Below are 12392 nucleotides of genomic sequence, written 5' to 3'. Positions count from 1 at the left end.
GCGCTGGTCGCCGTCGCCCTGCTCGTGCTGCTGCTCGGCATCGCGTCGGGCGTTCTCTCCCACTTGCTGCCGCTCGGGCAGATGTCCTTTTTCGGAGCACGCCTGCTGATGGAACTGTTGCCGATCCTGATCAAGAGCAGCTATCTGGTCGCCGCCACCCTGTTCCTGCTCGGCCTGCAGCGCATGGCCTCGCCCAGGACCGCGCGCGGCGGTATCCGCTGGGCCGGCTTCGGCATGCTGCTGGCGACCGCCGCCACCTTCCTGCTGCCGGGCCTGCACAACCTGCCGCTGATCGTGCTGGCGATCGCGCTCGGCACCGCCGCGGCGTGGATCTCGGCCAAGAAGGTGGCGATCACCGACATGCCGCAGATGGTGGCGCTGTACAACGGCATGGGCGGCGGCTCGGCGGCGGCGATCGGTGCGGTGGAACTGCTGCGCTTCTCGTTCCTGATGCGCCGCGATACGACCCACTGGAGCGAGGCCGCGATCGCCGCGCTGGCCGCACGCCAGCCGGATGCGACCACGCTTGCATTGGCGGTGATCGGTTCGGCGATCGGTGCGGTGTCGCTGTCCGGCTCGATCGTCGCCTGGGCCAAGCTCGACGGGCGCCTGGACAAGCGCGTTACCTTCCCTGGGCAACAGGCGTTCAACCTGCTGGTGTGCGTGGCGATGCTGGGCGTGGGCGCGTGGGCCGCGATCAGCCTGAGTCCGCTGGCGATCGTGCTGTTCTTCGTGCTGGCGCTGGCCCTGGGTGTGCTGATGACGCTGCCGATCGGCGGCGCCGACATGCCGGTGGTGATCTCGCTGTACAACGCCTTCACCGGCCTGGCGGTGGCGTTCGAGGGCTACGTGCTCGGCAACGAGGCGCTGATCATCGCCGGGATGATGGTCGGCGCGGCCGGCATCCTGCTGACCCGGCTGATGGCCAAGGCGATGAACCGGCCGATCCGCGGCGTGCTGTTCTCCAACTTCGGCGGCGGTGGTCAGGCGCAGGCGATCGCCGGCAGCCAGAAGCCGATCGAGGCCGGCGACGTGGCGGCGATGATGGCCTACGCCGAGCGCGTGGTGATCGTGCCGGGCTATGGCATGGCGGTGGCGCAGGCGCAGCACAAGATCTGGGAACTGGCGCAGCGGCTGATCGAACGCGGGGTCAAGGTCAAGTTCGCGATCCACCCGGTGGCCGGGCGCATGCCCGGACACATGAACGTGCTGCTGGCCGAAGCCGGCGTGCCCTACGACCTGATCGCCGACATGGACGACATCAACCCCGAGTTCGCCAGCACCGACGTGTCGCTGGTGATCGGCGCCAACGACGTGGTCAACCCGGTCGCCAAGACCGACCCGGCCAGCCCGATCTACGGCATGCCGATCCTGGACGTGGTCAATTCCAGGAACGTCATCGTCATCAAGCGCGGCAAGGGCACCGGCTTCGCCGGCATCGAGAACGCGCTGTTCTATGCCGACAACACCCGCATGCTCTACGGCGACGGCGCCGAGGCGGCCGGTGCCCTGGTCAGCGAACTGAAGGCGCTGGACGGCGGCGGGCATTGAGTGCCGCGGGCGCGACAGTGGGGCAGGGACGGCGCTCTGGGACCTCTCCTGCTGTCGCGTTCAAGGAGGTTTCGGACAGCGATCGCAGGTGCGCTCGCAGGAACCGTAGGAGCGGCTTTAGCCGCGAGGGGCGTTACCGGTAACGCCCCTCGCGGCTAAAGCGGCTCCTACAAAATGCCAACGTCGTGCGTGGCGAAAACAGGGAGGACGAGAGAGGCCTGACGCCGCGGCCAGCCGGCTTGCCTCGCTCGTAGGCGCGGTGTCTACCGCGACCCGCCGCTTCAGCGCGCGCTGAAGTACGCGGTGACCACGCCGATGCCCAGCCACAGCAGATCGCTGGGGCTATTGGCCAGCATCGTCAGGGTCCAGGCGTACTGGGCGCCCATCTTCAGCGACGAATCCCACACGTTCAGGCCCAGCCCCGCGCCCATCTGCGCGGCGGCGATCCCCCAGTTGGCGGCGACGATCACCAGCACCGTGGCGAGCATCGCCACCGCGATGCGCAGCGGCCCGCGCGGCAGGTTGCCCAGGCGCAGCATCCAGGCGCTCTCCAGCGCCACCACCACGGCCATCCAGCCGGCCTGGCGACCCAGCGACAGCGCCACCAGCAACCAGGCGATCAGTGCGGTGAAACAGCCCATGGCGAGCAGCAGGGGCCACAGCCAGTGCGAGGGCCTGGCCGGCGTGGAGGAAGGCGGCATTCGATGTTCCCGGAGAAGGCGTACAGGATACTTCCGGCGCGCGCCCCGCGCACTCGGATAAACTGCACGACTTGCACCGGCGGGGCCCGTCCCCATATCGCCCCCATGTACTCACGCAGCAGTGAACCTGTCCAATTCGAACGCGATTGCGCGGCGGTGATGGTGCCGCAGGGCGACGTGGTGACCCTGCCGGCCGGCAGCTATGGCTATATCACCCAGGCCCTGGGCGGCAGCTACACGGTGTTCGTGGAGGGCAACCTGTTCCGCATCGCCGGCAAGGACGGCGACGCCATCGGCAAGGAGCCGCCGCCGGGGCTGGAACTGCCCGACGATGCCGGGGACGAGCAGGTCGAAGCGCTGATCTGGCAGCAGCTGCGCACCTGCTTCGACCCGGAGATCCCGTTCAACATCGTCGATCTGGGTCTGATCTACGACGTGACCATGCACGCGCGCGAGGATGGCCAGCGCACCGTCGAGGTCAAGATGACCCTGACCGCGCCGGGCTGCGGCATGGGCGAGATCCTGGTCGACGACGTGCGCAGCAAGCTGGAAATGATCCCGACCATCGCAGAGGCCGACGTCGAGCTGGTGTTCGATCCGCCATGGGGCCGGCATATGATGTCCGAGGCCGCGCGCCTGGAAACCGGCATGCTCTGACCCCCGCGCGACGCCCCGCGCGTCGTGCCGGAGCCCGGATCTGGCGCCGCCGCTGCGGCCGCCATGCCCGGCGGCCCTGGCCATCCCTCGACTACCACAGGAATTCCCGGTGTCCGCTACCGAGCCGTCCACGCAGTTCCGCCTGATCCCGTCCACCGCCGCGCGCAGCGCCGAGGCGCGCGCGCAGATCCTCGCCGCGCCGGGCTTCGGCAACTACTTCACCGACCACATGGTCGCCATCGAATGGAGCCGCGAGCAGGGCTGGCACGACGCGCAAGTGCGTGCCTATGGCCCGCTGGCGCTGGACCCCGCCGCCTCGGTGCTGCATTACGGCCAGGAGATCTTCGAAGGCATCAAGGCCTATCGCCATGCCGACGGCTCGATCTGGACCTTCCGCCCGGAGGCCAACGGCAAGCGCCTGCAGCGCTCGGCGCAGCGCCTGGCGCTGCCGGAGCTGCCGGTGGAGCTGTTCGTGGAATCGCTGCGGCAGCTGATCGCGGTCGATGCGGCCTGGGTGCCGTCGGCGCCGGAGACCAGCCTGTATTTCCGTCCGTTCATGATCGCCAACGAGGCGTTTCTGGGCGTGCGCGCGGCGCAGAAGGCCGGCTACTACGTCATCGCCAGCCCGGCGGGCGCCTATTTCGCCAAGGGCGTGGCGCCGGTGGCGATCTGGCTGTCCACCGACTACGCGCGCGCCGCCAAGGGCGGCACTGGCGCGGCCAAGTGCGGCGGCAATTACGCCGCCTCGCTGCTGCCGCAGCAGCAGGCGCAGGCGCAGGGCTGCTCGCAGGTGCTGTTCCTCGACCCGGTCGAGGGCAAGTACATCGAGGAACTGGGCGGCATGAACGTGTTCCTGGTGATGCGCGACGGTAGCCTGGTCACCCCGGCACTGTCGGGCAGCATCCTGGAAGGCATCACCCGCGACAGCATCCTGCAACTGGCCCGCGACCGCGGCATGCAGGTGGTGGAGCGGCAGGTCAGCATCGACGAGTGGCGCAACGGCGTGGCCTCGGGCGAGATCGCCGAGGTGTTCGCCTGCGGCACCGCCGCGGTGGTGACCCCGATCGGCCAGCTCAAGGGCAAGGATTTTGAGGTCGGCGACCTCACCGCCCCGGCCGGCCCGGTGACGCTGTCGCTGCGCCAGGAACTGACCGACATCCAGTACGGCCGCGTGGCCGACCGTCACGGCTGGCTGGTGCGGCTGGGCTGAACCCCGCCCCCCGACGCCGGGGGGGAGCATCGGCCGCCCTGGCGTGCGGGTTTCGCGCCCCAGGCGCAGGGTGTCCGGCGATGGCGTCCACCATCGCGGGCGGTATCCGCGCTGGTGGCGCGGCGCCTGAGGCGTCGGTGCCCCGTCCATGCGCCCGACGCGCTCCTGTCCTCTCCAACGGAGGAGTCCGCGCGCTGGACATTTCGTGTCCATCCCGGTGCGGCGAGGTGTCCTGCCGACCCTCCCGGCCTGTCTGTATCTGTTGTCTCTTTTTCTTGCCGAGACGTCGCGCGAGTGCCAAAAGGCTGCCCTGAATTTGCCAAATTTGGCGTCTTGGCATGCTGCACCGCAGCAAAAATGAGGTAAGAATCACTTTATTACATCGAATCCCATTGCATTTCATGGTTTTGTACAACGGATTTCCGTCACAGCCCGCTCCATACGCACTTGTACTGAGCTAGGTTCGATGAATGGTCGGCAACACAGGGGTCGACCGGGCTCGCAATGCATGCCGGGTTCAGGTTAAGGCCGGGCCGGTGCAGCGCGGAACACCGCCATCAGGCGGCTACTCAACCGAAAGGAAGTCCGAATGTCCGAAATGTCGCATCGTGGTTCGCGCCAGCGTCCGTGGCTGGTGGTGCTGGGCGCCTCTGCTCTCACCTCGCTGCTGCTGGCCACCCCAGCGTTTGCCGGTGACGTGAACCTCTCCGGCCTGTCTTCCGAACCGACCGTGCAGCGCTTCATCGTCAAGACCCGCGACGCCGCGCCGGTCAGCATCTCCAGCGCCTCCGCGGCCGCTGCCGCGCCCTCGGCGGCGCTGCGCGCGACGCTGCAATCGGCCGCCGCCGCGCTGCCGGCCAAGAACGGCCGCGCGCTCGGCCTGACCAGCCTGCGCCGCCTGGCGGTGGGGCCGGAAGTGGTCAAGGCCAGCCGTCCGCTGGACCGTGCCGAGGCCGAGACGCTGATGCGGCAGATCGCCGCCGACCCAAACGTCGAGTACGTCGAGGTCGACCAGCGCATGACCATCGCCCTGACCCCGAACGATCCGCGCCTGGGCGACCAGTGGGCCTTCGGCACCAGCAATGCCGGCATCAACGTGCGCTCGGCCTGGGACAAGGCCACCGGCGACGGCGTGGTCGTGGCGGTCATCGACACCGGCATCACCAGCCACCCCGATCTCAACGCCAACGTCCTGCAGGGCTACGACTTCATCAGCGATGCGGATGCCGCACGCGACGGCAACGGCCGCGACAGCGACCCGTCCGACGAAGGCGACTGGGCCGCCGCCGGCGAGTGCTACTCCGGTTCGCCGGCCTCCGACTCCAGCTGGCACGGCACCCACGTGGCCGGCACCATCGCCGCGGTCACCAACAACGGCACCGGCGTGGCCGGCACCGCGTTCAAGGCCAAGATCCTGCCGGTGCGCGTGCTCGGCAAGTGCGGCGGCTACACCTCCGACATCGCCGATGCGATCACCTGGGCCTCCGGCGGCACCGTCAGCGGCGTGCCGGCCAACCAGAACCCGGCCGAAGTGATCAACATGTCGCTGGGCGGCAGCGGCACCTGCTCGAGCACCTACCAGAACGCCATCAACGGCGCGGTCGGCCGCGGCACCACGGTGGTGGTGGCGGCGGGCAACAGCTCGACCAACGTGTCCAGCTCGGTGCCGGCCAACTGCAACAACGTGATCGCGGTGGCGGCCACCACCTCGTCGCGGGCCAAGGCCAGCTACTCGAACTACGGCGCGGGCATCGACATCTCCGCGCCGGGCTCGAACATCCTGTCCACCCTCAACGACGGCACCACCACCCCGGGCAACCCGAGCTATGCCTCGTACAACGGCACCTCGATGGCGACCCCGCACGTGGCCGGCGTGGTTGCGCTGATGCAGTCGGTGGCGCCGACCGCGCTGACCCCGGCGCAGGTGGAAAGCACCATCAAGAACACCGCCGCCAGCTTCTCCTGCTCGCAGGGGTGCGGCGCCGGCCTGCTCGATGCCAACGCGGCGGTCACCGCGGCGCAGAACGGCGGCAGCGGCGGCGGTGGCGGCAGCAGCAGCAACGAGCTGCAGGACGGCGTGGCGGTCACCAACCTCAGCGCCAACAGCGGCTCTTCGTTGAACTACACGGTCAAGGTGCCGTCCGGTGCCAGCAGCCTGGTGGTCACCACCTCCGGCGGCAGCGGCGATGCCGACCTGTACGTGCGCTTCGGCAGCGCGCCGACCGATTCGGCCTACGACTGCCGTCCGTACAAGAACGGCAACAACGAGAGCTGCACCTTCAACTCCCCGCAGGCCGGCACCTACTACGTGCGGGTGAAGGCGTACAGCACGTTCTCCGGGCTCAGCCTGAAGGCCGACTACTGAGGCATCCGTCGCGGCGGCCGCTATGGCCGCCGCGCACCTCCCGGTGCCGGATCGCAGCGGTCGGCAGGACGCCGATGCTGCCACTCTCGGTCGCCCCGCGCTTCGGCGCGGGGCTTTTTTATGGGCGCAGGTTTATGGGCGCAGGGGCGCGCTGTCGCGTGGCGTGCCACCGCGCTACGCCATGTCAGCCATCGCAGCACTTGTCGTGCGGATCCGGCCGCTGGCACGACGGCGTGGGCTTCGGTGCGTGCCAATGCTCACGCACAGGCCGCTGCCCGGCGCGGCGATCGGCAGGGGCGCGAGCTACGCCTTTCGCTCCTGCGTCGCCATCATTCGCACAGATCGCAGGCACGCGCCTGTAGCGCATCGAGGATCTGCGCGGCGTCCATCTCCAGCAGCAGGCCGCGTTGCCCGGCGTTGAACCACACGCTGCCCGCGCCCAGTGCCGATTGCTCCACCAGCACCGGCGCCGGCCGCTGCTGGCCCAGCGGGCTGATGCCGCCGACCTTGTAGCCGGTGCGGCGCTCGGCCTCGGCGGCCTCCATCATCCGCGCCGCCTTGCCGCCCGCCGCCGCGGCCAGCTTCTTCAACTGCACACGGCGGTCGGACGGGACCACCACGCAGACCGCGCGCGTATCGACCCAGGCCATCAGGCTCTTCAGCACCCGCTCCGGCGGCAGGCCCAGCGCCTGCGCGGCCTGCAGGCCCTTGGCAGCGGCCTCGGCAGCGTAGTCGTAGGGATGCAGCCGATAGGCGATGCCGGCCGCGTCCAACGCCTTGGTTGCGCGCGTGGCCTTGGACATCGCGGTCGCTCAGGCGGCTTCGAAGCGGTTGGCCGCCACGTTCTTGCGCACCTTCTGCGGATCCCAGATGCGCCCGTTCATGGCGATGTAGACGCCGGCCGGCAGCGACTGCACCGCGCCGACCGCGCAGCCGATGTTGAACTCGGCGTCGGAACCGCGGAAGCGCGCCGGGTTCAGCGCGCCGGTCATCACGATGGTCTTGCCCTCGATCGCCTGCAGCACCTTGCCGGTCTGCACCATCGAGTCGGTGCCGTGGGTGATCAGCACATGCCGCGCGGACTGCGCGGCGATGGTGGCGCGGATCAGCTCGCGGTCCTCGTCGGTGATATGCAGCGAATCCTTGCGGATGATCGGGATCACGGTGAAGCGGAAGGTCACGCCCAGTTCCTTGAGGATCTGGCCGATCTGCGGGTCGCCGATCTGGTAGTCGGACTTGTCGTCGAAGTAGATCTTGTCGATCGTGCCGCCGGTGGTGACGATCAGGAGTTCTTCCATTGCCGTTCCTAGAAGCATGTCGGGACGCGGCCGTGGCCGCGCAGGCCGTCCATGATACCGGGCGCGGCGGGATGGCCGCTCAGTCGCGCCCGGCGGCGCCGCGGCGGCGAGCGAAGCGCGCGCGGATGCCCGGCGCGCTGGACAGGCCCACCACCAGCAGCGCCAGCAGCAGTTCGGCCCAGCCGTAGCCGCGCTGCGGCGGGTGGCTCCAGGCGGTCATCACCCCATGGCTGAACCACAGCAGCGCGCCGACGCCGCTCCAGAACCGCGCCAGCGCCGAGCCGCGCAGCACGCCCACGCCGAGCAGCAGCGGCGGCAGCGCGAACACCAGCAGGGCGGCGAGACGGTGGCGATCGTCGTGGAACCAGGCCGCGAACAGCGCCGCCAGCGCCAGCAGCGTCACCCCCAGCGCCACCTGAAGGCGCCCCCCGCTCATAGCGCCGCCAGTCGCTGCGCGATGTCGGCCAGGCGCCGGCCGAGCGCGCGCGCCAGTTGCGCTTCTTCCTCGCTGGGTTGCGGATCGTCGTCGGCACCAGCGACGTGGCTGGCCCCGTACGGCGTGCCGCCGCTGCGGGTGCTGCTGAGCAGCGGTTCGGTATAGGGAATGCCGACGATCAGGCAGCCGTGGTGCAGCAGCGGCAGATGCATCGACAGCAGGGTGGCTTCCTGGCCGCCGTGCAGCGACGCGGTCGAGGTGAACACCGCCGCCGGCTTGCCGGCGAGGGTGGCGCTGGCCCAGTCGGCGCCGAGCCCGTCGATGAAGTGCTTGACCGGCGCGGCCATGTTGCCGAAGCGGGTCGGGCTGCCCAGCGCCAGGCCCACGCAGTCGCGCAGGTCGCTGGCATCCACGTACGGCGCGCCGCTGTCGGGCACCGGCGGTGCGCTGGTCTGGGTGACCGCGGCCACCGGCGGCACGGTGCGCAGGCGCGCGGCCATGCCCGGCACCTCGCCGACGCCGCGCGCGATCTGCCGCGCCAGGCGCGCCACCGAGCCGCCGCGGCTGTAGTACAGGACCAGAATCTCGGCCATGCGGCCCTCTCGTGGATCGAAACGACCGCCAGTATCGACGATGCCGGCGTCCATGCGCATCGGGTACCCTTGCCCGATGCAGCCGCTGGACACCGTCAATCTCTGGGCCGATCGCCTGCGCGACCGCGCGCGCATGCGCAGCTTCGCCGGCTTCCTATGGCGGCGCTTCATCGACGACCGGCTGTTCCAGGCCGCGGCCTCGCTGGCCTACACCACCATCTTCGCGCTGGTGCCGCTGGCGGTGGTGGTGTTCGGGGTGCTGTCGGCGTTCCCGGTGTTCGACAAGTGGAGCGACCAGCTCAGCGACTACATCTTCTCCAACTTCGTGCCGGCCGCGGCGCGCTCGGTGGAGGCCTACCTGCGCCAGTTCTCGGCCAGCGCCGGGCAGCTGACCACCGCCGGCGTGGTCGCGCTGGTGGTCTCGCTGCTGATCACCCTCAACAGCGTCGAGCAGACCTTCAACCAGATCTGGCGGGTGGTGTCGGCGCGGCCGCAGTTGACCCGCTTCCTGGTGTACTGGACCGTGCTGACCCTCGGCGCGCTGCTGGCCGCGGCATCGTTGGCGGTGTCGGCGCGGTTCTTCGCGCTGCCGCTGTTCAAGACCAGCGAGGGCCGGCTGCTGGCGCAGGTGGTGCTGAGCGTGGCGCCGGTGCTGATCGAGTTCGTCTGCATCACCCTGGTGTACCGGGTGGTGCCGCACCACACGGTCAAGCTGCGCCACGCGGTGCCAGGCGCGCTGCTGGCGGTGCTGCTGCTGGAACTGGTGAAGTGGGGGTTGAGCCTGTACCTGGGCAGCTTCCAGTCCTACCAGCGCATCTACGGCACGGTCGCGTTCGTGCCGATCTTCCTGTTGTGGATCTACCTGAGCTGGATCGCGATCCTGCTCGGTGCCTCGGTGTCGTCCTCGATCGCCGCGTTCCGCTACCAGCCGGCCTCGATGCGCCTGCCGGCCGGCTACGAGATCTATGGCCTGCTGCGCCTGCTCGGGCGCTTCGCGCAGGCGCGCAAGCAGGGCTGCGGGCTGCAGGAGGACCAGATCCTGCAGTTGGAGCCGATGCTGACCGACTCGTTGATGCAGCAACTGCTGTGCGAGCTGGAACGCATCCGCCTGCTCCGCCGTACCGAGCAGGGCGACTGGTTGCTGGCCCGCGACCTGAGCGACCTGCCGGTGGCCGAGCTGTACGAGAATTGCCAGCTGCGCATCCCCGTCGTCGAGACCTATTTGCCGTGCCGCGACGACGCCCTGGGCCAGGCGGCGTGCCGCGCGCTGGACGAACTGCGCCTGCCGCTGCGCGACGTGCTCAAGCGTCGCGTCGGCGACCTCTACACCGAGATCGGAGACCTTGCATGACCGCCATGCGCCTGTTGTTCCCGCTGTTCGCCGCCGCCGCCTTGCTGGCCGGGTGCGACCGCCAGCCCACGCCCAAGCCGGCCGACGGCACCGCGACCACCGCGCCATCCTCCTCGCCCAAGCCGCCGCCCGCCCCGCCCGCGCCGGAGGCCCCCGCCGCCCCGGCAGCCGGACCGTCCGTGGTGCAGGAGACCCGCCCCGAGCCGACCCTGAAGATGAAGGCGGTGGATGGCCGCGAGTACGACCTGGCCGCGCATCGCGGGCAGTGGGTGGTGGTGAATTTCTGGGCCACCTGGTGCGCGCCGTGCCTGAAGGAGATGCCGGAGCTGTCGGCCCTGCACGTGATGCGCGACAACATCGAGGTGGTGGGCCTGGCCTACGAGGACATCGAGCCGGCGGAGATGCAGGCGTTCCTGAAGCAGCATCCGGTCGCCTATCCGATCGTCATCGTCGACACCTATGCGCCGCCGGCGGACTTCGCCACTCCGCGCGGGCTGCCGATGACTTACCTGATCGCGCCCGATGGCAAGGTCGCCAAGCAGTTCCTGGGGCCGGTCAACGCGAAGGGCATCGAAAGCGCGATCGCCGCTGCCGGCGGCCCGGCACCCGGTCGGGGCAAGGGGAAGGCGGCGGGGTGAGGGTGTCGGTTGGCTGGGCGGCGTGGTCGCCGCCTGGGATTGGGCATTCGGGATTGGGGACTGGGATGCGTGCCTCCGTGCGTGCGGAGGCGCCATCAGGTCGCCATCAGGTCGCGGTCGAATCGCTGTAGGAGCGGCTTCAGCCGCGACCCGGAAGGCTGACCGATGGTGGTGACGCGGCTAAACCCGACCTCCTATCCGATGCGTCCGGAATGAAGCGCAGTCGTTGTGGGAGGGACTTCAGTCTCGACGCCTTGCGCGACGGGAGGATGGGATGGCTTCGCTCGTCGCGGCTGAAGCCGCTCCTACGATGGCCTCTGCTCGCACTCCACTAAACAGGCGCCTGTCCCCCTTAAAAGCGGCTTCAGCCGCGACGCACTATCCCTGTGGGTGGGCGCGCCAAGCGAGGCGCTGTCGGAAGGTGACGACTGCGCGCCTCACCCAATCCCCAATCCCTAATCCCCACTCCCGACCTCATACGACGGAATCGGCTGCAGCAGCCCGAACTTTTCCTTGTGCAGCTTGTGCTTCAGCGGCGGCAGGTCTAGGTCCGGTTCGTGCAGGCGGGTTTCCGGCAACTGATCGAGGAGGTGCCGGATCAGGGTCAGGCGGCCGCGCTTCTGGTCGTTGAAGTCGACCAGGGTCCACGGCGCATAGTCGCGATGCGTGGCCTCCAGCATCGCTTCGCGGGCGCGGGTGTAGTCGGCGTACTGGCTGCGCGACTTCAGGTCCACCGGCGACAGCTTCCAGCCCTTCAGCGGGTCGTGCAGGCGCTCGGCGAAACGCTTTTCCTGCTGCGCCTGGTCCACGCACAGCCAGTACTTGAACAGGCGGATGCCATCGTCCACCAGCAGCCGCTCGAACAGCGGGGTCTGGCGCAGGTAGGCGTGGTACTCGGCATCGCTGCAGTAGCCCATGACCCGCTCCACGCCGGCGCGGTTGTACCAACTGCGGTCCATCAGCACGATCTCGCCGGCGGCCGGCAGGTGCGCGATGTGGCGCTGGAAATACCACTGCGTGGCTTCGCGGTCGGTCGGCTTGGGCAGGGCCACCACCCGGCACTGGCGCGGGTTCAGGTGTTCGGCGATGGCCTGGATCGCACCACCCTTGCCGGCGGTGTCGCGGCCTTCGAACAGCACCAGCACACGCTCGCCGCTGTGCTGCACGGCCTGCGCCATCGCCATCAGTTCCAACTGCAGCGGCTGCATCAGGGCCTTGTACTGCTTGCGCTTCAGATGACTCATTTGCTGCTCCGCTTGCGGGTGCCGGTGCCGGCCATGCTGCGCGCCACTTCCAGCAGCGCGCCCTGCTGGCGGGTGTCGAGGGCGCGGTAGGCCTGCAGCAGATCGTGTTCGCCGCGGGTGCGCGCCGGGTCCAGCTGGCTGGCCAGTTCGCCGAGCAGGGCGCCGGCGGGGACGCCGAAGGTGCGCGCCAGCGCAGTGAGCTGGGCGCGCCCGGGCAATTTCTCGCCGGCCATCCAGGCCTTGACCGTGGCCGCACCGGCGCGTGGGATGGCCGCGGCGATGTCCGCGGCGCTCATGCCGCTGGCTTTGGCCAGCAGGCGCAACGTGGTGTCCAGGGACATGCGGGAG

The 12392-nt window shown here is 69.4% G+C and carries 13 protein-coding genes; 6 read left to right on the top strand and 7 right to left on the bottom strand.

The window, feature by feature from the left end:
- Positions 1-81: 81 nt before the first annotated feature.
- Entirely contained in the window at positions 82-1551 is a 1470-nt protein-coding gene (locus GGR64_RS04995; RefSeq protein ID WP_184645168.1) for an NAD(P)(+) transhydrogenase (Re/Si-specific) subunit beta, read from the top strand.
- Positions 1552-1832: 281 nt separating this feature from the next.
- On the opposite strand, the gene GGR64_RS04990 is transcribed toward GGR64_RS04995, so the two are convergent.
- Positions 1833-2252: a hypothetical protein gene (locus GGR64_RS04990; protein ID WP_160966960.1), complete on the bottom strand. Its 420-nt coding sequence runs from the start codon at positions 2250-2252 to the stop codon at positions 1833-1835.
- A gap of 105 nt (positions 2253-2357) precedes the next feature.
- Between GGR64_RS04990 and sufT the strand changes: the two genes are divergently transcribed.
- The 3 genes from sufT to GGR64_RS04975 all read left to right on the top strand — a co-directional run bounded on the left by sufT (position 2358) and on the right by GGR64_RS04975 (position 6484).
- A complete protein-coding gene (gene sufT, locus GGR64_RS04985; protein WP_160966962.1) occupies positions 2358-2909 on the top strand; it encodes a putative Fe-S cluster assembly protein SufT in 552 nt (183 codons plus the stop codon).
- A gap of 109 nt (positions 2910-3018) precedes the next feature.
- Positions 3019-4119 (top strand): branched-chain amino acid aminotransferase, encoded by a 1101-nt coding sequence (locus tag GGR64_RS04980; RefSeq protein ID WP_184644357.1) that lies wholly within the window; start codon positions 3019-3021, stop codon positions 4117-4119.
- 589 nt (positions 4120-4708) lie between these two features.
- Entirely contained in the window at positions 4709-6484 is a 1776-nt protein-coding gene (locus GGR64_RS04975) for a S8 family peptidase (RefSeq protein WP_184644355.1), read from the top strand.
- A 329-nt stretch (positions 6485-6813) separates the two neighbouring features.
- On the opposite strand, the gene ybaK is transcribed toward GGR64_RS04975, so the two are convergent.
- From ybaK to wrbA, 4 genes are all read right to left on the bottom strand, one after another.
- Complete coding sequence (ybaK, locus tag GGR64_RS04970) at positions 6814-7287, bottom strand: Cys-tRNA(Pro) deacylase (protein WP_184644353.1); 474 nt, start codon at positions 7285-7287, stop codon at positions 6814-6816.
- Between the two features lie 9 nt (positions 7288-7296).
- Complete coding sequence (locus tag GGR64_RS04965) at positions 7297-7782, bottom strand: asparaginase domain-containing protein (protein WP_017909075.1); 486 nt, start codon at positions 7780-7782, stop codon at positions 7297-7299.
- A 79-nt stretch (positions 7783-7861) separates the two neighbouring features.
- Complete coding sequence (locus GGR64_RS04960; protein WP_184644351.1) at positions 7862-8218, bottom strand: DUF2069 domain-containing protein; 357 nt, start codon at positions 8216-8218, stop codon at positions 7862-7864.
- Complete coding sequence (gene wrbA / locus GGR64_RS04955; RefSeq protein WP_184644349.1) at positions 8215-8811, bottom strand: NAD(P)H:quinone oxidoreductase; 597 nt, start codon at positions 8809-8811, stop codon at positions 8215-8217. The genes GGR64_RS04960 and wrbA overlap by 4 nt, the downstream gene beginning before the upstream one ends.
- A gap of 76 nt (positions 8812-8887) precedes the next feature.
- Between wrbA and GGR64_RS04950 the strand changes: the two genes are divergently transcribed.
- A complete protein-coding gene (locus GGR64_RS04950) occupies positions 8888-10162 on the top strand; it encodes a YihY family inner membrane protein (protein WP_167087655.1) in 1275 nt (424 codons plus the stop codon).
- Positions 10159-10800, top strand: coding sequence for a TlpA disulfide reductase family protein (locus GGR64_RS04945; RefSeq protein WP_326520304.1), 642 nt, complete (start codon positions 10159-10161; stop codon positions 10798-10800). The genes GGR64_RS04950 and GGR64_RS04945 overlap by 4 nt, the downstream gene beginning before the upstream one ends.
- Positions 10801-11255: 455 nt before the next feature.
- On the opposite strand, the gene ppk2 is transcribed toward GGR64_RS04945, so the two are convergent.
- Together ppk2 and GGR64_RS04935 are read right to left on the bottom strand one after the other, a co-directional pair.
- Positions 11256-12044: a polyphosphate kinase 2 gene (ppk2, locus tag GGR64_RS04940; protein ID WP_184644347.1), complete on the bottom strand. Its 789-nt coding sequence runs from the start codon at positions 12042-12044 to the stop codon at positions 11256-11258.
- Positions 12041-12385 (bottom strand): helix-turn-helix domain-containing protein, encoded by a 345-nt coding sequence (locus GGR64_RS04935; protein WP_160966973.1) that lies wholly within the window; start codon positions 12383-12385, stop codon positions 12041-12043. The genes ppk2 and GGR64_RS04935 overlap by 4 nt, the downstream gene beginning before the upstream one ends.
- Positions 12386-12392 lie beyond the last annotated feature (7 nt).

It is taken from the genome of Xanthomonas sp. 3307 (assembly GCF_014199735.1).
Taxonomy (GTDB): Bacteria; Pseudomonadota; Gammaproteobacteria; order Xanthomonadales; family Xanthomonadaceae; genus Xanthomonas_A; species Xanthomonas_A rydalmerensis.
Note: the sequence above shows the minus strand (reverse complement) of the source record. Positions and strands in the feature narration are given on the sequence as shown.

Coding starts and splice junctions, on each gene's coding strand:
- GGR64_RS04995 (WP_184645168.1), top strand. CDS start 82: ATGTCCTTTTTCGGAGCACGCCTGCTGATGGAACTGTTGCCGATCCTG.
- GGR64_RS04990 (WP_160966960.1), bottom strand. CDS start 2,252: ATGCCGCCTTCCTCCACGCCGGCCAGGCCCTCGCACTGGCTGTGGCCC.
- sufT (WP_160966962.1), top strand. CDS start 2,358: ATGTACTCACGCAGCAGTGAACCTGTCCAATTCGAACGCGATTGCGCG.
- GGR64_RS04975 (WP_184644355.1), top strand. CDS start 4,709: ATGTCCGAAATGTCGCATCGTGGTTCGCGCCAGCGTCCGTGGCTGGTG.
- ybaK (WP_184644353.1), bottom strand. CDS start 7,287: ATGTCCAAGGCCACGCGCGCAACCAAGGCGTTGGACGCGGCCGGCATC.
- GGR64_RS04965 (WP_017909075.1), bottom strand. CDS start 7,782: ATGGAAGAACTCCTGATCGTCACCACCGGCGGCACGATCGACAAGATC.
- GGR64_RS04960 (WP_184644351.1), bottom strand. CDS start 8,218: ATGAGCGGGGGGCGCCTTCAGGTGGCGCTGGGGGTGACGCTGCTGGCG.
- wrbA (WP_184644349.1), bottom strand. CDS start 8,811: ATGGCCGAGATTCTGGTCCTGTACTACAGCCGCGGCGGCTCGGTGGCG.
- GGR64_RS04950 (WP_167087655.1), top strand. CDS start 8,888: ATGCAGCCGCTGGACACCGTCAATCTCTGGGCCGATCGCCTGCGCGAC.
- GGR64_RS04945 (WP_326520304.1), top strand. CDS start 10,159: ATGACCGCCATGCGCCTGTTGTTCCCGCTGTTCGCCGCCGCCGCCTTG.
- ppk2 (WP_184644347.1), bottom strand. CDS start 12,044: ATGAGTCATCTGAAGCGCAAGCAGTACAAGGCCCTGATGCAGCCGCTG.
- GGR64_RS04935 (WP_160966973.1), bottom strand. CDS start 12,385: ATGTCCCTGGACACCACGTTGCGCCTGCTGGCCAAAGCCAGCGGCATG.